Origin of the sequence: Paenibacillus lentimorbus NRRL B-30488 (assembly GCF_000411595.1) — a bacterium.
Classification (GTDB): Bacteria; Bacillota; Bacilli; order Bacillales; family Bacillaceae; genus Bacillus; species Bacillus velezensis.
Genome location: NZ_ANAT01000045.1, coordinates 192,213 through 216,259 on the forward strand (window position 1 = coordinate 192,213; position 24,047 = coordinate 216,259).

At 48.6% G+C, this 24,047-nt stretch carries 19 protein-coding genes, 2 pseudogenes and 2 riboswitches; of the genes and pseudogenes, 2 read left to right on the plus strand and 19 right to left on the minus strand.

The annotated features are described in order from the left end of the window. Positions 1–51 precede the first annotated feature (51 nt). From purF to D368_RS19540, 19 genes and pseudogenes are all read right to left on the minus strand, one after another. Entirely contained in the window at positions 52–1,482 is a 1,431-nt protein-coding gene (gene purF, locus D368_RS19450) for an amidophosphoribosyltransferase (protein ID WP_060674456.1), read from the minus strand. After that, positions 1,458–3,686 carry a phosphoribosylformylglycinamidine synthase subunit PurL gene (gene purL / locus D368_RS19455; protein ID WP_128575065.1) on the minus strand — a complete coding sequence of 743 codons (2,229 nt, stop codon included), beginning with the start codon at positions 3,684–3,686 and terminating at the stop codon, positions 1,458–1,460. Before purL ends, purF begins: the two co-directional genes overlap by 25 nt. Continuing rightward, positions 3,670–4,353, minus strand: coding sequence for a phosphoribosylformylglycinamidine synthase subunit PurQ (gene purQ / locus D368_RS19460; protein ID WP_007408898.1), 684 nt, complete (start codon positions 4,351–4,353; stop codon positions 3,670–3,672). The genes purL and purQ overlap by 17 nt, the downstream gene beginning before the upstream one ends. Continuing rightward, positions 4,350–4,604 carry a phosphoribosylformylglycinamidine synthase subunit PurS gene (gene purS / locus D368_RS19465; protein ID WP_003155758.1) on the minus strand — a complete coding sequence of 85 codons (255 nt, stop codon included), beginning with the start codon at positions 4,602–4,604 and terminating at the stop codon, positions 4,350–4,352. The genes purQ and purS overlap by 4 nt, the downstream gene beginning before the upstream one ends. Next, a complete protein-coding gene (purC, locus tag D368_RS19470; RefSeq protein WP_071391395.1) occupies positions 4,604–5,323 on the minus strand; it encodes a phosphoribosylaminoimidazolesuccinocarboxamide synthase in 720 nt (239 codons plus the stop codon). Before purC ends, purS begins: the two co-directional genes overlap by 1 nt. A 75-nt stretch (positions 5,324–5,398) precedes the next feature. Next, positions 5,399–6,691, minus strand: coding sequence for an adenylosuccinate lyase (gene purB, locus D368_RS19475; protein WP_007408896.1), 1,293 nt, complete (start codon positions 6,689–6,691; stop codon positions 5,399–5,401). Next, the gene (gene purK / locus D368_RS19480) at positions 6,691–7,815 is read right to left on the minus strand and encodes a 5-(carboxyamino)imidazole ribonucleotide synthase (RefSeq protein WP_128575066.1); all 1,125 of its coding nucleotides are present in this window, start codon (positions 7,813–7,815) and stop codon (positions 6,691–6,693) included. The genes purB and purK overlap by 1 nt, the downstream gene beginning before the upstream one ends. A 9-nt stretch (positions 7,816–7,824) precedes the next feature. Further along, on the minus strand, positions 7,825–8,313 hold the full coding sequence (gene purE / locus D368_RS19485) for a 5-(carboxyamino)imidazole ribonucleotide mutase (RefSeq protein WP_003155768.1): 489 nt from the start codon (positions 8,311–8,313) through the stop codon (positions 7,825–7,827). Between the two features lie 131 nt (positions 8,314–8,444). Beyond that, positions 8,445–8,546: riboswitch (purine riboswitch) on the minus strand. A gap of 78 nt (positions 8,547–8,624) precedes the next feature. After that, positions 8,625–8,822, minus strand: coding sequence for an NETI motif-containing protein (locus D368_RS19490; RefSeq protein ID WP_007609843.1), 198 nt, complete (start codon positions 8,820–8,822; stop codon positions 8,625–8,627). After that, entirely contained in the window at positions 8,819–9,373 is a 555-nt protein-coding gene (locus D368_RS19495; protein WP_014469850.1) for a DUF2179 domain-containing protein, read from the minus strand. The genes D368_RS19490 and D368_RS19495 overlap by 4 nt, the downstream gene beginning before the upstream one ends. 117 nt (positions 9,374–9,490) lie before the next feature. Continuing rightward, a complete protein-coding gene (locus D368_RS19500; RefSeq protein ID WP_003155777.1) occupies positions 9,491–9,664 on the minus strand; it encodes a Fur-regulated basic protein FbpA in 174 nt (57 codons plus the stop codon). Positions 9,665–9,802: 138 nt separating this feature from the next. Beyond that, positions 9,803–10,584, minus strand: a pseudogene (locus D368_RS19505) (hypothetical protein). Positions 10,585–10,781: 197 nt separating this feature from the next. Next, the gene (locus tag D368_RS19510) at positions 10,782–12,104 is read right to left on the minus strand and encodes an NCS2 family permease (protein ID WP_128575067.1); all 1,323 of its coding nucleotides are present in this window, start codon (positions 12,102–12,104) and stop codon (positions 10,782–10,784) included. A gap of 133 nt (positions 12,105–12,237) precedes the next feature. Continuing rightward, positions 12,238–12,339: riboswitch (purine riboswitch) on the minus strand. A gap of 122 nt (positions 12,340–12,461) precedes the next feature. Further along, a complete protein-coding gene (locus D368_RS19515; protein ID WP_094247188.1) occupies positions 12,462–13,904 on the minus strand; it encodes a DUF4179 domain-containing protein in 1,443 nt (480 codons plus the stop codon). Further along, complete coding sequence (locus D368_RS19520) at positions 13,886–14,419, minus strand: sigma-70 family RNA polymerase sigma factor (RefSeq protein WP_021495186.1); 534 nt, start codon at positions 14,417–14,419, stop codon at positions 13,886–13,888. The genes D368_RS19515 and D368_RS19520 overlap by 19 nt, the downstream gene beginning before the upstream one ends. A gap of 103 nt (positions 14,420–14,522) precedes the next feature. Continuing rightward, the gene (guaA, locus tag D368_RS19525; RefSeq protein ID WP_007408887.1) at positions 14,523–16,064 is read right to left on the minus strand and encodes a glutamine-hydrolyzing GMP synthase; all 1,542 of its coding nucleotides are present in this window, start codon (positions 16,062–16,064) and stop codon (positions 14,523–14,525) included. 163 nt (positions 16,065–16,227) lie between these two features. After that, positions 16,228–18,431, minus strand: a pseudogene (locus D368_RS19530) (DUF4129 domain-containing transglutaminase family protein). A gap of 18 nt (positions 18,432–18,449) precedes the next feature. Next, positions 18,450–19,619, minus strand: coding sequence for a DUF58 domain-containing protein (locus tag D368_RS19535; RefSeq protein ID WP_128575068.1), 1,170 nt, complete (start codon positions 19,617–19,619; stop codon positions 18,450–18,452). Then, positions 19,619–20,581, minus strand: coding sequence for an AAA family ATPase (locus D368_RS19540; RefSeq protein WP_128575069.1), 963 nt, complete (start codon positions 20,579–20,581; stop codon positions 19,619–19,621). The genes D368_RS19535 and D368_RS19540 overlap by 1 nt, the downstream gene beginning before the upstream one ends. A gap of 334 nt (positions 20,582–20,915) precedes the next feature. On the opposite strand from D368_RS19540, the gene gabP reads away from it, so the two are divergent. Both gabP and cotA read left to right on the plus strand, forming a co-directional pair. After that, entirely contained in the window at positions 20,916–22,340 is a 1,425-nt protein-coding gene (gene gabP / locus D368_RS19545; protein WP_128575070.1) for a GABA permease, read from the plus strand. 67 nt (positions 22,341–22,407) lie between these two features. Next, positions 22,408–23,946, plus strand: coding sequence for an outer spore coat copper-dependent laccase CotA (cotA, locus tag D368_RS19550; RefSeq protein WP_071391386.1), 1,539 nt, complete (start codon positions 22,408–22,410; stop codon positions 23,944–23,946). Positions 23,947–24,047 lie beyond the last annotated feature (101 nt).

Genomic DNA, 24,047 nt, shown 5'->3' on the forward strand with positions numbered 1-24,047 from the left:
GAAAGAGAAAGGCAGCCTGAATTCCCGCTGCCTTTATGTCATTTTCACATTTTATTTTGTCAGCACCGCTTCTTTTACGTGAGGAAGCACTGTATCCTGATAAATTTCCGTCGGATATTTGCCCGTAAAACAAGCGAGGCATTGTCCGCAATTGGTGTCTTCAAATTTTCGGCCGACTCCTTTTAACAATCCGTCTACACTTAAGAAAGAAAGCGTGTCGGCTCCGATGATCTGACGGATTTCTTCCACGGAATGAGAAGAAGCGATCAGCTCCTCATGGGTTGATGTGTCGATGCCGTAGAAGCACGGATGAGCGATCGGCGGTGAACTGATCTTGACGTGCACCTCTGTCGCCCCCGCTTCTCTGAGCATTGTGACAATCCGGCGGCTTGTCGTCCCGCGCACGATGGAATCATCAACCATGACGACCCGTTTTCCTTCGACAACACCGCGGACGGCGGACAGCTTCATTCTGACGCCTTGCTCACGGAGAGCCTGTGACGGCTGGATAAACGTTCTGCCGACATAACGGTTTTTAATGAGACCGAGTTCGTACGGGATGCCCGTTGCTTCGGCATAGCCGATGGCCGCAGAAATACTGGAATCAGGCACGCCTGTGACGACATCCGCTTCAACCGCGGACTCCTGGGCAAGCATTTTCCCGAGGTTTTTCCGGGCGCTGTGCACGTTAATGCCGTCGATATTGCTGTCAGGTCTTGAGAAATAAATGTACTCCATGCTGCAGATGGAACGGTTGATATTCATGGAAAAGCGCTCTGATTTCATGCCTTCATCGTTGATGATCAGCATTTCGCCCGGCTCTACCTCGCGAAGGTACGTTGCGCCGACGACGTCAAATGCGCACGTTTCTGAAGCGACCACATAAGCATCGCCCATGATGCCGATTGACAGCGGTCTGAGTCCGTTCGGGTCAAGCGCTACAATCATCTCTGTTTCTGTCATGATTAAAAAGGCATAAGCGCCTTTCAGCATAGACAGCGAATTTTTGATCTGATCCTTCAGCGAAAAGTGTCCGCTGCGTTTAATCAGATGAGCCAGCACTTCCGTATCGGAGGAAGTCTGAAAAATGCTCCCTTGGTTTTCAAGCTGCTGCTTCAACTGTGTGGCGTTGACCAAGTTGCCGTTATGGGCGAGCGCAAGGCTGCCGTTGTTTTGCGAACGGAACAGGAGCGGCTGAACATTTTCATATCCGCCTCCTCCAGCCGTTGCGTAACGAACGTGCCCGATCGCGCCTTTTCCCTTTACTTTGCTGAGCTCGCCGTTTTGAAATACTTCAGTGATCAGCCCTTGGCCTTTGTGCGCCGTCAGCTTTTCGCCGTCAGTCGCGACAATTCCCGCGCCTTCCTGTCCTCTGTGCTGGAGGCTGTGGAGGCCGTAATACGTAATTTGCGGGGCTTCTTCATGTCCCCAGATGCCAAACACACCGCATTCTTCATTCAGGCCTTTGATTTCAGCAAGCATGGAATAGCTCCTTTCCACGCGCGCTCAAGTTCTTTCGTTTGCGCGTGAACCAATTGTTGTCCGTCCTGGTTTTGAATCGCCAGAAGTCCGTCAGCCGTTACCTCACCGATATGAACCGCATCAGCCGCAGCTGCTTCAAACGCCGCTTGGTGTTCTTTTTTGACCGAAACGACGAAGCGTGATTGAGATTCAGAGAATAATAATGCCGCTTCCCCTGCAACAGTCACGTTGGCGCCAAGGTTTTCCGTCGTCATGACGCTTTCAGCAATCGCTACGCCTAAGCCGCCTTCTGACACATCATGCGCGGATTGAACGAGGCCTTTTTTAATTGCGTCAAGCAATGCTTTTTGGCGTGACAGCTCTATATCAAGATCGATTTGCGGCGCTTTGCCGTAAATGCGGCCTTCTGTCATTTTTTGCAGTTCGCTTCCGGCAAACTCAGGTTTTGTTTCGCCGATCACGTATACAAGATCCCCCGCTTGTTTGAAATGCTGTGTCGTAATATGAGCGGTATCTTCAATTAAGCCGACCATGCCGATAACAGGCGTCGGGTAGATGGCCGTTCCGTTCGATTCATTATAAAGTGATACGTTACCGCCGATGACGGGTGTGCTGAGAACATTGCACGCCTCGCTGATGCCGTCGGCCGCTTTTTCGATCTGCCAGAAAATTTCAGGTTTTTCCGGGTTTCCGAAATTCAGATTATCCGTGACCGCAAGCGGTTCGGCGCCGGAGCATACGATGTTGCGCGCCGCTTCGGCAACGGCGATTTTTCCGCCTTCTTCTGGATCAAGATATAAATAACGGGCGTTGCAATCCGTCGTCATTGCCAGCGCTTTTTTCGTGCCGCGGATTCTGAGCACTCCCGCGTCAGAGCCGGGAGCGACCACCGTATTTGTACGCACCATGTAGTCATATTGATCATACACCCACTCTTTGCTGGCGATTGTCGGCTGCTGCAGCAGGGCAAAAAGCGTCTCTGTCCCATCTTTCACTTCAGGCGCGGCAACTTCCGTTTTCTGAAACTCGCGGTAGTACGCGGGTTCTGCTGACGGTTTGTGGTATACAGGCGCTTCTTCCGCCAGTGCGTCGACCGGAAGTTCGCAAACAACCTCTCCGTTATGGCGGAGGCGGAGCATTTTATCATCCGTAACATGACCTACGGAAACCGCTTCAAGATCATATTTATCAAAAATATCGACAATTTCCTGTTCACGTCCGCGTTCAATGACGAGAAGCATGCGTTCCTGAGACTCGGAAAGCATCATTTCGTAAGCGGTCATACCCGTTTCCCGCTGCGGAATGAGATCAAGGTTCATTTCAATGCCGGAGCCGGCTTTGCTTGCCATTTCAGCACTCGAACTTGTCAGACCGGCCGCCCCCATATCCTGAATGCCGACTAAGGCGTCGCATTGGATGACTTCAAGGCATGCTTCCAGGAGAAGTTTTTCCATGAAAGGATCGCCGACCTGCACCGCAGAACGTTTTTCTTCAGATGAATCTGACATTTCTTCTGATGCGAAAGTAGCGCCGTGTATGCCGTCGCGGCCCGTTTTAGCGCCGACGTACATGACCGTGTTACCGACACCTTTCGCCTGGCCTTTTTTAATATCTTTATGATCAATCAAGCCGACGCACATTGCATTGACAAGCGGATTGCCTTCATAGCTAGCGTCAAACTGCACTTCTCCGCCGACCGTCGGGATGCCGATACAGTTTCCGTATCCCGCGATTCCCGCCACTACTTCTTCAAACAAGTACTTCACACGAGGTGAAGTGAGTTCACCAAATCGAAGAGAGTTTAATACAGCTATCGGACGGGCGCCCATTGAGAAAACGTCACGGATGATACCGCCCACTCCGGTCGCAGCACCCTGGTATGGCTCAAGCGCTGACGGATGGTTATGCGATTCAATTTTGAACACGACCGCCTGATTGTCACCGATGTCAACGATTCCCGCGCCTTCTCCGGGACCCTGCAGCACGCGTTCGCCGCTAGTCGGGAATTTGCGTAAAACCGGTTTTGAGTTTTTATAGCTGCAGTGCTCTGACCACATCACGGAAAAAATCCCGATTTCCGTGTAGTTCGGCAATCTTCCGATAATAGATTCAATGAGTGTGAACTCGTCATCACTGACACCCATTTGCTGATAGAGTTTCTCTTCTTTTATTTGTTCTTTACTTGGTTCAAGCAGTAGCGACATGAGTTTCCCTCCAATTTTTCACGATAGACCGGAACAATGTAAGACCGTCTGCGCTGCCGAGCAGTTCATCGACTGCGCGCTCAGGGTGAGGCATCATGCCTAATACGTTGCCTTTCTCATTCACGACGCCGGCAATGCCGCTGACGCTTCCGTTAATATCGCCGCCGTATGTGAAGGCGATTTGATTGTTTTCTTTTAATCTTTCAAGCGTTTCGTCATCACAGTAGAAATTGCCTTCGCCGTGGGCAACCGGAATCGTAATCGATTGTCCTTTTTCATAGGAAGATGTGAATAACGTACCGCCGTTCTGCACGATTAATTCAACCGGGCGGCAGATGAACTTTAAATCTTTGTTGCGTCTCATGGCGCCGGGCAGAAGTCCGAGCTCCTGCAGAATCTGGAATCCGTTGCAGACGCCGAGAACCGGTTTTCCTTCGGCAGCCGCTTTTTTCACGGCCGGCATGATGTTTGCGAATCTGGCGATGGCGCCGCATCTCAAGTAGTCGCCGTATGAAAACCCGCCGGGGATGAGCACGCCGTCAAATCCGTCAAGGCTTGTTTCCTCGTGCCAGACATACTCGACTTCTTCGCCTAGTTCGTCCTTTACGGCGTGAAACATATCAATATCACAGTTGGAGCCGGGTAACACAATCACCGCAAATTTCACTGTGCGACAACCTCCTCAACTTCATATCGGTAGTCTTCAATGACTGTATTGGCAAGAAGCTTTTCACACATTTCTTTCACGAGCGCGTCAAGATCGCGGTCAGATTTTTCGATCGTCAGCTCCATGTATTTTCCGATGCGCACATCCTGCACTTCATTGTAGGTCATGCTGTGCAATGCATGCTGCACCGCGCTTCCTTGAGGATCGAGCACACTTTCTTTTAAGCTGACATAAACTTTCACTTTATACATTATGAAATGCCTCCCAGTCTTTTGAAAATCTCTTCATATGCGTCGGTTAAGCTTCCCAGGTTCCGTCTGAACAAATCTTTATCGAGCTTTTCGTTTGTGTCTTTGTCCCACAGACGGCACGTGTCAGGAGAAATTTCATCCGCTAAAAGCACCCGTCCCTCTGTGTCTAAGCCGAATTCCAGCTTAAAATCTATTAATCTGACGCCGCAGTCTTCAAAAATATGCTGCAGCTCTTGATTCACCTGGTTTGTAATCGATTTGATCGTTTTGACCTGCTCAGGAGCCGCCGCTTTTAAGAGCCGGATATGATCTTCAGTGATGAGCGGATCACCCAGTGCGTCATCCTTGTAGTAAAATTCGATAATCGGCTGCGGAAGCTCAGTTCCTTCCGGGATGCCGAGACGTTTCGACATGCTTCCGGCGGCAATGTTTCTGACCACGACTTCAAGCGGAATGATGCTCACTTTTTTGATGAGCTGCTCTGATTCTGAAACACGCTCCACAAAGTGGTTGTCAATTCCTTTGGCGTGCAGATGTTTGAAAATCAGGCTTGAAATTTCATTGTTCAGACGGCCCTTTCCGCTGATCTCCGCTTTTTTCTCACCGTTAAAGGCTGTTGCGGAATCCTTGTAGACCACGCGGAGAATCTGTTCGTCTTCAGTTTGATAAATTCGTTTCGCTTTTCCTTCATAAAGAAGATTATTGTTCACAATATTCACGGAAGGCCTCCTAACCCGAATGTTGGGAATATTCAATCTAAGGCGGCTGAAGAAGCCGCCTCCGGCTGGCTTCTTCTATAAACCTAAACGCTCAAAGATCAAGTCGACGTTTTTCAGATGATAATTGTAGTCAAAGCAATCGGCAATCTGTTCCGGTGTGAGGCGGGACGTGATTTTTTCCTCCGCTTCGACAAGCTGGCGGAACGGCACTTGTTTTTCCCACGCTTCCATCGCTTTCGGCTGAACCGTGTCATATGCTTCTTCACGAGGCAGACCCGTGTCGATTAAAGCGAGCAGCACGCGCTGAGAATAGATTAAACCGAGTGTGCGGTCCATGTTGCGTTTCATATTTTCCGGGAATACCGTTAAGTTTTTGACGATGTTGCTGAATCGGTTCAGCATGTAATTCAGCGCGATTGTCGCGTCAGGAAGAATGATGCGTTCAGCTGATGAATGAGAAATATCACGCTCATGCCATAACGGTACATTTTCGTATGCCGTCAGCATGTACCCGCGGATCACGCGCGCCATGCCCGTCATATTTTCCGACCCGATCGGATTCCGTTTATGAGGCATAGCCGATGAGCCTTTTTGTCCTTTTGCAAAAAACTCTTCCACTTCACGTGTTTCACTCTTTTGCAGACCGCGGATTTCTACTGCGAATTTTTCAATGCTCGTCGCGATCAAAGCCAGTGCCGCCATGTAATCCGCATGACGGTCGCGCTGTAATGTCTGAGTGGAAATCGGCGCCGCTTTCAGGCCGAGTTTTTCGCAGACATACTGCTCTACGAACGGATCAATATTTGCATATGTGCCGACCGCGCCGGAAAGCTTCCCGACTTCGATCCCTTCTTTTGCCTGCTTGAAACGTTCAAGGTTGCGTTTCATTTCTTCGTGCCAAAGCGCGAGTTTCAGGCCGAAAGTCGTCGGTTCCGCGTGTACGCCGTGCGTGCGGCCCATCATGACCGTGTATTTATGTTCTTTCGCTTTTTCTTTTATAATGTCAACAAATCTCTCAATGTCCTTGAGCAAGATCTCATTCGCCTGTTTTAATAGATAGGAAAGAGCGGTATCCACGACATCTGTTGACGTCAGGCCGTAGTGGACCCATTTTCTTTCTTCGCCTAATGATTCTGAAACCGCGCGGGTAAATGCAACGACGTCATGGCGCGTATCCTGCTCGATTTCCAAAATGCGGTTGATGTCAAAAGACGCGTTTTCGCGCATGACCTTGACGTCTTCTTTCGGAATGACGCCAAGCTCAGCCCAGGCTTCACAGGCTAAAATCTCGACTTCCAGCCATGCCTGGTATCTGTTTTCGTCCGTCCAGATCGCGGACATTTCAGGTCTTGAATAACGTTCGATCATTATGCTCGTCCTCCGTCTCTTTTCATCCATATGTTCGTGATGTCCTGAATCCATTTTTCATCAGGCTTCCGCAAAAATGTCATATGCCCCATTTTGCGGCCTTTTTTAATCTCATGTTTTCCGTACAGGTACAGTTTGGCTTCTTTTAAAAGCTCCGTATGCTCCTCCGCAAGCTTCACTTCATCACCGAGCAGATTCACCATCATTCCCGGTTTGAGAAGATCGGTTCTGCCGAGAGGAAGTCCGCAGACTGCTCTGATGTGCTGTTCGAACTGGCTCGTTTCACAAAGGTCGAGCGTATAATGTCCGGAGTTGTGAGGACGCGGCGCCAGTTCATTGATCAAAAGGTCTCCGTCTTCTGTGACGAACATTTCCACCGCAAGCGGCCCGACAAGCTCCAATTTCTCCGCGAGCTGAACGGCAAGCGCCTCTGCCCGCTTTTGAACCGTTTCCTCCGCTCTCGCGGGCACGATGCTTTGGAATAGAATATTATTTTTATGGATATTTTCAGCAGCCGGAAAGGTTGAAATCTCACCGTGCACCGATCTCGTCACGATAACGGAAAGCTCCATCCGGAATGATACCCAGCTTTCCAGTATGCACGTGCCGTTTTCTAGCAGCGCGGCCGCTTCATCTGTCTGTCCTTCTTCCTTAATGACAAATTGGCCTTTGCCGTCATATCCGCCGCGGCATGTTTTCAGCACCGCCGGGAGCCCCAGTGCCTGAACAGCTTCCTCAAGCTCCCGTCCGCTGTTTACGATCCGATAAGGAGCGACTTGACAGCCTGCTGACTGGATCGCCTTTTTTTCCGTTTCCCTATTTTGGGTGATAAGCAGCAGCTCGCTTCCCTGGGGAAGATATGCATGTTCTTTGAGCCAGTTGAGCGCCTCGTAATCGATATTTTCAAATTCGTACGTAATGATGTCACTGACTCCGGCCAATTTTTGAATCGCTTCACGGTCATTATACTGGGCGGTAATCTCAATATCGGCGATCTGTCCGCATGGCGAGTCTTTCACGGGATCGACGACTGCGACTTTATAGCCCATCTGTTTTGCGGCGACAGCCATCATTTTTCCGAGCTGTCCGCCTCCGATAATGCCGATGACGGCGCCGGGATAAATCGTTTTTTATCAGACAAGCTGATCACTGCTTTCCAGCACCGTTTGTTTTGTCGCATTTCTTCTCGCCTCTAGTTTATCCGCAATGTCACCGTCAAATGCCGACAAAATCTGCGCGGCTAACAGACCCGCGTTCACTGCGCCCGCTTTTCCGATCGCCGTCGTCGCGACCGGCACGCCGCCGGGCATCTGTACGATAGACAGAAGAGAATCAAGCCCGTTAAGCGATTTTGTCTGAACCGGTACGCCGATCACCGGCAGTGTCGTTTTGGCCGCCGTCATACCCGGCAGATGCGCCGCTCCTCCGGCTCCGGCGATAATGACTTTTAAGCCTCTGTCTCTGGCGCTTTCAGCATATTCAAACATCAAATCAGGCGTCCGGTGCGCGGATACTACCTGTTTTTCATAAGGAATGTGAAGTTCGTCAAGTATGTCGCATGCATGTTTCATTGTCTCCCAATCGGAGGTGCTTCCCATGATGATTCCTGCTAGCGGCTGCATTCTGTTCCCACCTTCTCATGCTTTGTTTTTCAGAAAAAAAGCCCGGCTTATATTGCAACTATGAGGAAGCAATACAAACCGGGCATGGCGCGCGTATCGTCAGTCGTTCGCTTCTGCGATATCCATGTCAGCTGTTTATCACTTTCCTGCATAGTCCGGCCGTTTACGGCAGCCGGGTAGAAACTTATGGGCCATATTCCCAAGATTATATGAGGTCGTGTTTTGATTTCATGTTTATCTTAACAACGGACTTGGATAATGTCAACGACATTATCGAACGATATAAAAATTCTTTCTTTTAATGTTCGTGTTTAGATCAATTTCCCTTCAAATACGATTTTTTTCCCGCAAGGAACGACTTGAATTGATCCATTTTCTTTCTTTTCTGTAAAGATCGGCTCTTCCATCCGCCGGACGGGCATATAACCCTCTTCCTTCATTAAAGTGAGAATGGTGTCAATCGTTTCATCTTCCGTTACTTCAAACCGTTTCTTTTTTGGCTTTGTCATTCCTTAATTCTCCTCTTCTTCACTGCTTTCACCCAGAATCCGCCGTGGATCGTTTTCGGCTCAAAGGCGATGATAAACGCTTTTTCATCAAGCGTTTTAATCGTATCATAAAGCTGAAGCTCATATTTGCGCGGCGTCAGAATCTGCATGGCGGTCCGGTCTCCTTCAAGTCCGCCCGCAACCCAGCTTGTAACACCGTACCCTTTTTCCCGGAGCTGTTTCGGCAGGTCCAGATCAAGCTCTTTCGTAATGACGTTGACTGTTATGTAGCCGAGCGCCAGTTTTTCTTCAATTTTCATTCCCACTATGACGCCGAGGCCGTAGCCGAGCGCATAGGCAATGACGTTTTGAATTTGATTCAGATTGCCGAGAACGAGACTCAGGCCGGTCACATACACAAGGATTTCAATCGTACTGATGCCTGCGGCGAAATAGCGCTGTCCCTTTAATGTCAGAATCATCCTGATCGTAAAGAAAGAGACATATATAATGTTAATGATGAGAATAATGAGAACCATACCTATACTGTTGGATAAAATTGTCTGCATCACTGATTCCCCTCCTCTGACTTTGAAAAGCCAATCTTTCAATTAAGGATAGTTTACCCTCTTTTCATCATTTTCAAAAGAAAAAAAGCCCGCCCCGCAAGGCAGACTTTCAAGCTCTTATCAGTGAAGCTCGGCTTTTTTCAATCGTTTGACGGCTTCATATTCCTTCTCAAGTTCACTCAGCGTGTATCCGGACAGTTCCTGAACATGGTCTTGATAAAACCCAGAGCGGATCAGTTTTGTCCTCAGGTGCTGTTTTTTCCGATTAATGGCTTCTCGCAACAACGGGGCCATCTTCATCATCCCTTTCCGAATCATAAAGAGTAGTGCCGCTTTCGAATTGCTGTTGCTCTCATCATATCTCGGCCGGGTCCTCAAAACAACACGCTTTATTAGAAAAATTTGTAAACATTGTGAAAGACAAATTTCGACTTATAAAGGAATCAGCGAAGCAGTAAAGTACTCGGAAATGAGCGGCCATGTCACAGCCGTAAAAACGAGCATGATGATGACCGCCGCGGAAATACAGTACATCACGTCAGCCGCAGGCTTTTCAGCCGATTTGTATAGAATCTGCACAAACTGCATCATCGCCGAGGCGGCCAGAAACAAGGTCAGCGCCGTAAACACCACGGTGATGACCGGCAGATTCAATATCGCGAAAATCATCCACACGATAGAGCAGGCGACAGCCGGAACCAAAAGCGATCCGACCCCCGCGGCCGCATCCCGCATCGTAATTTTCTGCTTCATCATATAACGTGATACAAGCCAGACCGCGCCCGCCGCAGCGGCAAAAAAGACGAGCGTATACACGAGAACGACGGTAAAGCCGTCAAAAAACGTATGATGCCGCTCCCCGTATCCGAGAGGCCTTTGCTGGCTTGCCCTCAGCTGAAACCAATTTCCGATTGAGAAAAAGATACTGAATACAAGCATTGAAATAAGAGCATATTTAAAGCGGGAAAAGCCGTCTTCCCCAACGACCTTCACCGGTGAAGTCAAAATGCGCAGCGCGAAACGGCAATAACGTTTGACCGCGGCCCATGCAGAAGCGAGTTTTTCTGTAAAAGCCGGAGCCGGGCGCCGTTCCTTTTCTTTTTCTTTTGCTTTTGATAACGTCCCGCATTTCTGGACATTCTCGACAGCGGTTCTTCATCAGTTCCCTGATGCTGTTTTTCTTCTTCCAACGTTTCTTTTCTTTCTTCCGTCATGTCAGCAACTCCTATCAAAAAAATACGGCGGAATTTGTTTAGCAAGAAAATAAAACACTTATATAAGGTACCGAAGCGGCCTTAAACAGTCAAGCGGTTTTCTTCACCCGGACACCCACATGACGTTTTATAGTATGTATTGGTTTTACGGAATAGGACAAAAACAAAAAACCGGCTGTCCTCAGCCGGTTTTTCCGTTATTTCAAGAAGATGAAATACAGGATAAAGATGACGAACAGCCCGTACATAATCGGGTGAACGCTTTTTCCTTTTCCTTTGCAGATCATTGTAATCGGGTAGAAAATAAAACCGATCGCAATCCCCGTCGCAATACTGTACGTCAGCGGCATCATAATCATCGTTAAAAATGCCGGAACAGCCACCTCGAATTTATCCCAGGCGATCTTACCGAGCGGCGCCACCATCAGCGCGCCGACGATAATTAAAGCCGGAGCCGTCACATTCGTGGTGACAACTGACAGAAGCGGCGAGAAAAACATCGCCAGCAAAAAGAGAATGCCCGTCACAACAGCCGCAAAGCCGGAGCGCGCCCCCGCCGCAACGCCTGAGCTGGATTCAACATAAGAAGTCGTTGTAGACGTACCGAGCACGGCTCCGATAACGATTGATGTTGAATCTGCCAGAAGCGCTCTTCCCGCGCGCGGAAGTTTGTTTTCCTTCATCAGTCCGGCCTGTGTCGCTACAGCTACCAGCGTACCGGCCGTATCGAAAAATCCGACGAACAGGAAAGTTAAAATGACAATCAGCATTTGTACGGAGAAGATATCCGGAAGGTGCATCCACGCCTGTCCGAAAGTCGTCGCAAGACTCGGCACGCTGCCGACAATGTGTGTCGGAACCGGAATCAGCCCGCAGATCATACCGGCAACCGCCGTCAGAAGCATTCCGATAAACACGCCGCCGTTTACGCGAAGCACCATCAGAATGACCGTCACAATAACACCGAAAACCGTCAGCAGCACAGGGCCGCTGTGAATATTGCCGATAGACACCAAAGTCGATGAGTTCGCTTCAATAATGCCCGAACCCTGCAAACCGACAAATGTGATAAACAAACCGATACCCGCGCCGACCGCCAATTTCAGCTCAGGCGGAATCGCATTAATGATTTTTTCCCGCAATCCCGTCAGTGAAAGCGCCACGAAGATAATTCCGGAAATCAAGACGCCGGAAAGCGCAGCCTGCCATGAAATCCCCATGCCGAGTACGACAGAGAAAGCAAAAAACGCATTTAATCCCATACCCGGCGCAATCGCGATCGGATACTTTGCAATGAGCCCCATTAAAATACAGCCGGCCGCAGATGCCAAGGCTGTAGCGGTGAACACCGCGCCCTGATCAATTTTCAATGCTTCGGGAAATCCTTTCACACCGTTTAAAGACAATGTCAGCGGATTGACGAACAGAATGTACGCCATTGACAAAAAGGTCGTTAAACCGCCGATGATTTCATTACGATAGCTTGTCCCCAGCTCATCAAACTGAAAAAATTGCTTCAAGCCAATTGCCTCCTTCATTCTCTCCCATTTATTCTGCCCGTTATCCGCCAAATAAAAAACGCCCCAAATAACATTTTGGGACGCTTGACTACATACGTTCAGTCTGAATAAATAAGAATGGATTATTTATATCAAACGATTGAGATTGATCCGTAGTCAAGCCATTTACGGTAGCTTGGTAGAAACTTGCGGGCCATATCCCCGCCATTATACGATATCTGCATATTTGATTTCTGAGTCTATTGTATCAATTCAATTTTGAAAACTCAATAAAAAAACGAACAATCCCGTTAAAAAAATTTGGTTTATTCGTTAATTGACCAAAAATGGAAGACGGCAAAAGCCGCCTTCCCGGCATTATTTTCCGTCCGCAGGCCGAACCGGCACCGCGAATGTGATCCCCTTGTCATCCGCCAGCAAGTTCATAACCGTTTGATTGACGTACAAAGCATATGAATCGAATGAGAAATCGCGCAATGAATAGTCTTTATCGGATGAATCATCCAATTCAAAAACGGATTCCATTTCACCCGTTTTAAGATTCGTGACTTTCGCCTTATTCCCTTTCAGATAATAGCCTTTTTCATACTCATTAAGCGATGGCCAAGTTTTCATTTTTTTCGTATTGCCGAGACCGATTGATTCACCGACATTCATCAGCTGATCTTCATCCGCCTTGCTTACATCAATTCCGCTGAATTGATAATCGACAATTACCCGTCTGTCTTGCTGTTTGATCTTTTTGATGGTAATGCCGACATGATGATGTTTCGTTTTATAACTGACGGGCAGTTTTGTTTTCAGAGGCACGATTTCTCCCGGCTCTGATTCTGATTTTAAATTACCCGTTATGAAAAGTGTTTTCGCTTTCGGGTCTATCGGTTTGCTGAATTGAGTTTGGCCGCGTATTCTTTTCCCGCCGCCGGGAAGATTCTTCCTGCCGCCAAGTTCAATATTCGACATCGTCATTTCATAATGGTTTCCAGCATCATCCGTTGCTTCGTCAATCGAGATGGTATCATTTTTAGCTGCATCATAGAAGTCGATAGAATACAGGAGAGCCGATCCCATCGTTCCGTTTTCCGCCCGGATATCGAAAAAGCGGTATAATCCGTGATTTACATTCACAGCTTTCGTTCCTTCAAGAGAAACGGACTTTTGTTTTTTGATCGGAAGTGTAAAGCGCCAGTTTCCAGGGATATCCTTGATTTGTGTAATGACAAGCGGAAGCTTATCACCGTCTTTCAGCTTTGAGCCGTCCGTGAACAGGCGAAGCTGCCCCGCGTACCGCCCGTCTTTCATTTTTTTCATATCACTGCTGTCATAATCCTCTGCTAACATATTCCGTGGATCTTTATAATCGACTTGAAAAGAGATGCTCTCCTCATCTGATTTCAAATTGTCAACGGTAAAATTGTAAACGAGCTGTCCGCTGTCGTAATACACACTTTTCACTGTCACCGTGATTCCGCGTGATTCCGCTTTCTCGTTCAATTTTGTCACCAAATTGCTTTTAAACAGCGCAGAACCTGCCTTATCCTGAAACAGACTGTAAATTTGTCCGGCAACAGGAATGTTTCCCATAGCCGTGTTAACGGAGGGCATGAACAAGCCTGAGGACAGATACAGAATAAACAAAGCAGCAGCAACCGCGAGGCCGTTTATCACTTTTCGTCCCCATCTCCGTCTGACGGCGCCTTCTTTTCCGGCACGGACAGCGGCGCTGTGTATCACGTTTTTCAACTCAGCTTTCGGCACGTCAATGTCCTGATACAATTGCTTCATTTGATGCTTTTCCATATGTGTTTATCCTCCTTTTCCAGCTCCTGCTTCAATGCTTTTCTCGCCCTGTGCAGATGCGTTTTTACAGTGCCTTCCGCCATTCCGGTCTGTTCAGCGATCATAGCAATCGAGAAATCTTGAAAATAATAAAGCTGAATGGTCAGCTGTATATGTTCGTCAAGCGTTTCAAGGGCATTCCGAAGATCTATGTATTCTTCAATGTTCTTATTCTCCGCGCGCGTATCATGCTGCGGCTCAAACGGAATGACGTCTCCGTGCTTTTTCCTCATCGCAAAAATCGTATGAAGCAGAATCCGGATCAGCCACGTTTTAAAATATTTCGGCTCCTTCAGCTGCGCGATATGAAGAAAAGCCTTGTAAGCCGTTTCCTGAACAGCGTCCAGTGTATCTTCCTTGTGATGCAAATAGAGATAAGCTGTTTTATATAAAGTATCCTGGTGTGCTGTGATCAGTTTTTCAAAGGCTGCGGCATCGCCTTTTTTCGCCTTTTTGATCAATCGTTCTTCCTTCACCTTATCCACCTCCTATGCTGTTAGATATGAATCGGGGCAAAACGGTTTCAAAAAGATGAAAAAAAACGCCTCTTTTTTAAAAAGAGACGTTTTTTATCTTGATTTATTCCCACTCAATCGTTGCAGGCGGCTTGCTCGTAATGTCATACACGACGCGGTTGATGTGTTTCACTTCGTTTACGATCCGTGTTGAAATCACTTCAAGCACATCCCAAGGGATACGCGCCCAGTCAGATGTCATGCCGTCAATTGATGTTACGGCACGGATACCGATTGTGTAATCATACGTTCTCGCATCTCCCATGACGCCGACGCTGCGGATGTCAGGAAGAACCGTGAAGTACTGCCAGATGTCGCGCTCAAGGCCGTGGTTCGCCACTTCTTCACGCAGAATCGCGTCTGATTCACGAACGATCTCAAGTTTTTCTTCCGTTACTTCGCCGAGTACGCGGATGCCAAGTCCAGGGCCCGGGAACGGCTGACGCCATACGATATCATCCGGAAGGCCGAGCTCTGTGCCAAGCGCGCGCACTTCGTCTTTGAAAAGGGTGTTCAGCGGCTCGATCAGTTCAAACTGCATATCTTCAGGAAGTCCGCCGACATTGTGATGCGATTTGATCGTTTGCGCCGTTGCAGTACCGCTCTCGATAATATCCGTGTAAAGCGTTCCTTGCGCAAGATAATCGATGCCTTTAAGCTTGTCCGCTTCATCATCAAATACGTAAATGAATTCGTTGCCGATGATTTTGCGTTTTTGCTCAGGATCAGAAACACCTTTCAGCTTGTTTAAGAATCTGTCTTTCGCATCAACTTTAATGACATTCATATTAAAGCCTTCGCTGAACGTTTTCATGACGCCTTCCGCTTCGCCTTTACGAAGCAGGCCGTGATCGACGAAAATACAAGTCAGCTGGTCGCCGATCGCTTTATGAATTAAAGCAGCCACAACAGAGGAATCAACACCGCCGCTTAGCGCGCAAAGAACCTGTTTGTCTCCGACTGTTTCACGGATTTTTTGCATTTCGATTTCGATAAAGTTTTCCATTGACCATTTGCCTTCACAATCGCAAACGCCGAATACAAAGTTTTTCAGAAGATCATTGCCGTATTCAGAGTGGCGCACTTCCGGGTGGAACTGAACGCCATACCAATTCTTGTCCGCTTTGCTCATCGCTGAATTCGGGCAGTGATGGCTTGTTGCGTCAACAGTGAAGCCTTCAGGAACTTCTACAACCAAATCGCCGTGGCTCATCCACACAACCTGTTCTTCCGGAAGATCTTTGAACAAGTCAGGGGTTCCTTGAATCTGAATGTTCGCTTTTCCGTATTCGCGCTGGCTTGCCGCCTCGACTTTCCCTCCGAGGTAATGAGTCATCAGCTGCATGCCGTAGCAGATGCCTAATACAGGAATATCGAGTTCAAAGATTTTTTCGTCACAGCGGAAAGATCCTTCATCATATACACTGTTCGGTCCGCCTGAAAGGATAATTCCTTTTGGATTCATTTCTTTGATTTCCTCAGCTGTCAACGTATGGGGGTGCAGCTCGCTATATACGCCAAATTCACGGATCCGGCGGGTAATCAGCTGGTTATACTGACTGCCGAAATCAAGAACAAGAATCATTTCATTCACTAACTTCGTCATGGTTGTCACCTAATCTCCTCTAAGTTTTTGACACAGAAAAAACGGAGGACAAACGTTCAGCCCTCTGTCGCGCAAGACTTGTACGGAAGCCCGGCTTTTTAACGCTCCCGGGCTCCCATTTAACATTCATTTATTCTAACAACAGGACGATATGCGGTCAAGACTATCTTGTTTTAATTATATTTTCCCACAACTGTCCCGATTCATTCCAAAGCTTTGCGGCATTATCCCTGCGGTATAAGGCCCGCTCATAGCGCAGCGTCAGCTCGGACATGTCGTTTGTATGGTGCGCCTCGTCAATCCTCGCAGCAAAATCGCGCAGTGTTTCTCCGTCTCCCCTGCTGAAACCTTTTCGTTTCAGCTGGCGGAGCAGCGCGGCATATGCGTCGAAAAAGACGTCTTCATCCGTTCGCCGCTTCAATCTGGCTGCTGTAACGTGCGGAATCCAGCGCGCCCGGAACAGCCAGACGAGTGCCGCCGCGGCTGAAATCACGATGACGATGGCTGCATACGGCCACAGGTGTGCCGCGGTTTTGTTGCGGATCACAGGATGCGGTGCCGCGCTGTGATCCCGCTTTTTCGGTGTTTCTTCTTTTTCCGGCTTTGTTTCCTGACGCTGCTTGTCAGACGGTGAATCCGAACCCCCCGCTGAGCCTCCGCTGTCTTTTGCCGCGGTATGATTTTGCTCTGACGTAAACTCCGTCGGATTGGTGAAGCCTTTTGTCGGCTCAAACGTCACCCAGCCCTGATCGGGAAAATACACTTCTACCCACGAATGGGCGTTGTTGTTTGTGACTTCATAAATGTGGCCGTTATGGTCGCCTGCCCCTTTATATTCGCCGGATGTATAGCCCTTCACCCAACGGGCGGGAATTCCCGCGGAGCGGAGCAGCACCGCCATTGCCGATGAAAAGTTATCACAATATCCTCTTTTCGTTTCAAACAGAAATTGATCGACATAATCCTGATTGTGCTCCGGAACCGCGACATCCTGTGTATTATACGAAAATGCGGAAGATCCGAGATAATCCTCGATCGCCTTCGCTTTATCGAACATATTATGATGATCCCGCGTCAGTCTGTCCGCAAGCTGTCTCACTCTTTTCGGAAGGCTGTCGGGGACTTGTAAATACCGGTCATTGAATTGATTCTGCTCACGGTATCGTTTCACTTTCACTTTTCTGAGATCATTCAGCTTAAAGACGGGCGCCTGAAAAGTCACCGTGTACCGTCCCATATTGCGGATGTTGCCCACTTGTTCACTGACCGGCGTAATTTGCTCGGTGTTTCCGTTCATTTCAAGCTGAATCGAGTGCTTCGGTTTAATATTGGAGACGCCGATCGGATACATGACGTGATTATAGAGATAATTCTCATCAATGGACACCTGTGCCGTATACCGTCTCGTCTGCACACTCCGGTCAAACCATATATTTTCCACGTTGCCGCCGTTCAGTTTATAGGACATGCCCTGATCGGTCTCCACCCAGCCTTTCCCCGTGTATGTATCCTTCGTTTCCACCCGGAAGTACGCCCGTTCTTTTCCCTTCCATGTAAAAACCGGCGTATCATCCTCCTGAAAAGGGCCGCCCAATGTTTCATCATGATTGCCGTAGCCGATTTTGCTTTCGGCGGCGGGCACTTCTTTGTGGTTTGTTATTTTTTTAGAAACGGCACGGGATCCGGCCAGTTCGGGTCTGATTTCGGAGCCGCCAGACCGAACACGACGGAAGCGCAGATAAACAGCATCAGCGGCAGAAACCATTTGAGTATCAATCTTTTTTAAACGCTATGTGTTCCGTAAGCCTGATGCGCTCCATATACAAAAGCCCCATCATCAAAAAGCCGATAAAGACGATCCGGATGACGGCGTACGCGGCATCATAAGGAGTAAACGTATCAAGCACGGTGATATACGCCACCGTCATGATAAAAAGAATAATATTTTCCGCTGATAGATCACCCAGTAATGCAGCAAATACACGAGCAGCCATAAAAGCACAAAAACAGCAACGTGCGGAATGACGGATTCATATCATTCCATCTTCCGGTCCCGATGTGGCGGGCATTTTGCATCACGTCCCGCAAAAAAGAAACGAGCCATTCCGGCTGAAAAATAGAACCTTTATAAAACAGGATGTGAATACTGATCAACGTAAACAGAATGCAGGACGGCACGGTGACGTACCACCTCATCCGGAAGAATGACAGCAGAAATGCCAAACCGATAAAAACGATGAAAAAACCGGTATGTTTTGTATCCGTAAAATTGTGCAGCGGCCTGAGCCATTCCCATAACAATAAAAAAGCGAGAAAATAAAACAGCAGCAGACTCAGCCTGCTTCCCTGGTTCTCGTCATGCGGCATGGCGCGCCACCTCTCTTTCTAAACAACATGGGACACCTGTTTGCCCCTGATCATTTGCACCTTAATATTTTTCTGAGCGAAGATGAGAGCGAGTTTCCGTTCTTTCTCCGAAAGCGCGGCATTCGTTTCTTTCGCCAAAAACACCGTCATGTCAGCACGGCCGGGCTCAGCCTGTTTGAGAAGGTCTTCTGTAAGACTGCCCGTCACGACGGCAATGGAAGCTTTACCTAGTTCTTTTCCTAAACGCCCGTCTGCATCAGCTTCTTCCGATTCTGAAGCTGATGCCAGGTAACGCAGCATCTTTCTGAAATGCCGGTCTCCCTCCCGGACGGGAAATACAGTCCGGTCGCTCCCCAATGAAATAAATCCTGCGGGAGAGCCCTTCACAAGCGCCGTGTAAAGCAGGGATGCCGAAGCTGACACCGCGGCTTCAAACGAAGGGGACGGCCTGCAGTCCAAAAGGAGAATCATATTCATACTCTGCAGCGGGTCAAATTCCTTCGTCATCAGCTCATTTCGCCGAGCCGATGTTTTCCAGTCAAGTGCGGAAAACCGGTCGCCCGGCTGATAATTTCTGACGCTCGCAGCCATTGCTGTGCGGTGTACCTGAAACGGAGCGCCGGCACCCGCACCCTCTTCTCCGGATGCAGCCTGCGGCTTATAGTAAACAGGCCCGTACGCCGGGAAAACCAGAACCGTATCCGTTACGGAAAACGACGCCGTCTTGTCCAAAAGCCCGAGAACATCTCCCGTCCGCACTCTTATCGTATGTAAATGATGCTCTCCGCGCGGCACCTGCGGCAGCTCATATTGTAACGTCAGCTTCCTTTGAAACCAGGGAAACACAAGCTGCTTCGCACTGCGCCTCTCACCAAGCGTTTCCGGCATCACATCTTCAATGACCATATATGTCAGCGGAAACGGCAGGCGCCTCGTCAGCCTGATGGTGACAGACAGCCTGTCGCCTGAGGTTAACTGGGCGGAGGACACGTCACGCGTCACCTGAAACGCCCGCAGCGGGTACACAGCGACCAGCCCGGCGTAAACGGTAAACGGCAAAAACGCATAAAATAAAAACCAGCTCACAAATCCGCCCTGAAACATGGCATAAGAAAAGACAGCCGCCGTCAGTACGGCCAACATAAGCAGCTTCCAGCCATATAGAAGCCAATGCATCTTCTTTCTCATTAGCGGACCGACATCCTTTGAACGGGAACTTTTTCCGTTTGCACGATGTTCTCTATAACTGCTTCCGCCGTCACATCGTTAAATTTCGCCTCGGCGGTCAAGATCATTCTGTGCGGCAGCGTATACGGAGCCAAATACTGGACGTCATCAGGAATGACGTAATCGCGGTCATGAAGCAGCGCGTACGCCTGCGCGGCTTTCATTAATGAAATTGAACCGCGCGGGCTGACGCCCAGATGTACGGACGGATGCCGGCGGGTATGCTGAGTAATTCCGACGATATACGCTTTAATTCCATCATCCACCCGCACCTGCTCCAGTTTTTGCTGAAGGCTGATAAACTGTTCTTTAGAAATGACGGGCTCGATTGTTTCAAGCGGATTGCGCCCTTCCTGCAAAGACAGAACCCGAAGCTCCTCCTCGGCAGTCGGGTAGCCCATGCGCAGCTTAAATAAAAACCGGTCAAGCTGGGCTTCGGGAAGCGGATACGTTCCTTCATATTCAACCGGGTTTTGTGTGGCCATGACGAAAAACGGCTCAGCCAGCCGCATTGTCTTTCCGTCAATCGTGACATTCCCTTCCTCCATCGCCTCAAGCAGGGAAGACTGCGTTTTCGGAGAGGTTCTGTTAATTTCATCAGCCAGCACGATATTCCCCATGATCGGTCCCGGGCGGTATTCAAATTCCATTGTTTTCGTATTATAAATAGAGACACCCGTCACATCTGACGGCAGAAGATCCGGCGTGAACTGAATTCTCTTAAAGTCAGCTCCGATCAGCTTGGCCAAAGCCCGGACCATCATCGTTTTTCCGACTCCCGGCACGTCTTCCAGCAGCACATGCCCTTTTGCGAGAATGGCGGCCAGACTGAGTATGGCGATATCCCGTTTTCCTATGATGATGTTTTCAATATGCTCAACGGCTTTCTCCAGCAGCGGATGCAGCTCTTCTTTATAAGCCATTCTTCTCCTCCTAGTCATCTCTCAAATTTCAATTATCGTAACCTAACTTTACCACAAAATATAAACAGTATAAAAAACGTTTCCAGCGAATTGTTTCCAGTCCGAAAAAGGAAAAAGCTCCCTTTAGAAAGGAAGCTTTATTTCAGCTTGAGAGGCTCCATATGAACGTGTGAATGGTCAATGGCATGTTCCTCTTTCATCCCGACACCTTCTGCTGTACGGATGAGAAAAAAATGTCATATTTTCTTACATCATTTTCAACTGTCTGTGACATTTATGATAGAATAATACTTGTCGGAATATTCAGCATAAACAAACCAAAAGGAGGCAAAGAATGAATCAGCCTAACTCTTTATCTAAGGGATTAAAAACCCGGCATATGACCATGATTTCAATTGCCGGCGTGATCGGCGCCGGATTATTTGTCGGAAGCGGATCAGTCATTCATTCCACCGGACCCGGAGCGATTGTCTCCTACGCTTTAGCAGGATTATTAGTGATTTTTATTATGAGAATGCTGGGGGAAATGTCCTCCATCAACCCGACAAGCGGTTCGTTTTCACAGTACGCGCATGACGCCATCGGTCCTTGGGCCGGTTTTACGATCGGATGGCTGTATTGGTTTTTCTGGGTCATCGTCATTGCCATTGAAGCCATTGCAGGCGCCGGAATCATACAGTACTGGTTCCCGGGCATTCCGTTATGGCTGACGAGTCTGCTTCTGACCGTGCTGTTAACACTGACGAATATTTATTCAGTTAAATCGTTCGGCGAATTTGAATACTGGCTTTCCTTAGTGAAGGTAGCGACGATCGTTGTCTTCTTAATCGCGGGATTTGCGTTCATTTTCGGAATCGTCCCCGGCAGCAAACCGGTCGGGCTGGAAAATCTGGCGGGCAGCGGCGGATTTTTCCCTAAAGGTCCGAGTTCCGTACTGCTCGGCATCGTCGTTGTCATTTTTTCTTTCATGGGATCTGAAATCGTCGCAATCGCAGCGGGAGAAACGTCAAATCCGGTCGAATCCGTCACAAAGGCGACCCGCTCAGTCGTTTGGCGGATCATTATTTTTTACGTCGGCTCCATTGCGGTTGTGGTCACACTGCTGCCGTGGGATTCAGCCAATATTTTGGAAAGCCCCTTCGTTGCCGTTTTGAGCCATATCGGGGTTCCCGCAGCCGCTCAAATCATGAATTTCATCGTCCTGACAGCCGTTCTGTCCTGCCTGAACTCTGGGCTTTATACGACGTCACGGATGCTGTATTCACTGGCAGAGCGAAATGAAGCGCCGCGGCGTTTTATGAAACTGAGTAAAAGAGGCGTACCGGTTCAAGCCATTATCGCCGGCACCTTTTTCTCCTATATTGCCGTTGTTATGAACTACTTTTCTCCAGACTCCGTATTTTTGTTCCTGGTCAATTCATCAGGGGCGATCGCACTGCTCGTCTATCTCGTCATCGCCGTCTCACATCTGAGAATGAGAAAGAAAATCGAACGGACAAACCCTGAATCTCTTAAAATCAAAATGTGGTTTTATCCGTACTTAACCTACCTGACGATCATCGCCATTTGCGCCATCTTGTTATCTATGCTGTTTATCAGCTCAATGCGGTCTGAATTTCTGCTGACAGGATTTATTACTCTGCTGGTACTTGCCTCATATGTATTCCGCAAAAAACAAAACCGAAAGAGAGCGCTTCCGAAAGCCGGGTTGCGCAATAACCGCAGACACCCCCCTCAAAAAAGGGCGGGTGTTTTTTAACCAACCTGTTCCAGGCAGCATTAACTGTAGTACAGGATTTCAATAAATGATAAGGACAGGATGAAAAATGGCACTAGAAAAATTTGCAGATGAACTGCCGATTATCGAAACACTCCAGCCGCAGAAGAAATCAGACGGCAGCACGTATTATGAAGTCACCATGAAGGAATGCTTTCACAAGCTGCACCGCGATCTCCCGCCGACCCGGCTTTGGGGGTATAACGGTTTGTTTCCCGGCCCGACGATCGACGTGAACAAAGATGAAAACGTCTATATTAAATGGATGAATGACCTGCCGGATAAGCATTTTCTGCCCGTGGATCATACCATTCACCATTCAGAAAGCGGCCATCAGGACCCCGATGTCAAAACCGTCGTCCATTTACACGGAGGAGCAACGCCGCCGGACAGCGACGGCTACCCGGAAGCATGGTTCACGAAGGATTTTAAGGAAACGGGTCCTTATTTTGAGAAAGAGGTATACCATTATCCAAACAAACAGCGCGGGGCTCTGTTATGGTATCACGATCACGCCATGGCGATTACGAGACTCAATGTGTACGCCGGGCTTGCCGGGATGTATATCATCCGCGAGCGAAAAGAAAAGCAGCTGAAGCTTCCCTCCGGGGAGTACGACGTACCGCTTATGATTTTGGACCGCACGTTAAATGACGACGGTTCCTTGTCTTATCCGAGCGGACCTGCTAACCCTTCCGAAACGCTGCCCGACCCTTCCATCGTCCCGTTTTTTTGCGGAAATACCATTCTCGTCAATGGTAAAGCGTGGCCGTATATGGAAGTTGAACCGCGGACATATCGTTTCCGCATCCTTAATGCTTCCAATACGAGAACATTTTCTCTCTCGCTCAATAACGGCGGGAAGTTTATCCAAATCGGTTCTGACGGCGGACTGCTTCCCCGCTCGGTCAAAACACAATCTATCAGCTTAGCCCCGGCAGAGCGGTATGATGTGCTCATCGATTTCTCCGCCTTTGACGGAGAACATATCATTTTAACGAACGGCACCGGCTGCGGGGGCGACGTCGATCCGGATACAGACGCCAATGTGATGCAATTCCGCGTCACAAAACCGCTGAAAGGAGAAGACACAAGCCGGAAGCCTAAATATCTTTCAACAATGCCTAATGTGACATCAAAGAGAATACACAATATCAGGACGCTTAAACTCACAAATACGCAAGACAAATACGGCCGGCCCGTTTTGACGCTGAATAACAAGCGATGGCATGATCCTGTGACAGAAGCGCCGAAGCTCGGCACAACGGAAATCTGGTCGATTATCAATCCGATGGGGGGAACCCATCCGATACACCTGCACCTTGTTTCCTTCCAAATCCTTGACCGGCGTCCTTTTGACTTAGAGCGTTATAACAAATTCGGCGACATTGTGTATACAGGCCCCGCCGTCCCGCCTCCTCCAAGTGAAAAAGGCTGGAAAGACACCGTGCAGGCGCACTCGGGAGAGGTCATCAGAATCGCGGCGACTTTCGCTCCTTACAGCGGACGCTACGTATGGCACTGTCATATTTTAGAGCACGAAGATTACGACATGATGAGGCCGATGGACGTCACGGATAAACAGTAAACAAACATCCCCCCTTTTCTCCAGAAGGGGCTTTTTTTATTTATCCAAAAATAAAAAATAAGAAGGCGCTTATTTGCATATACTGTAATAACAGGAAGACG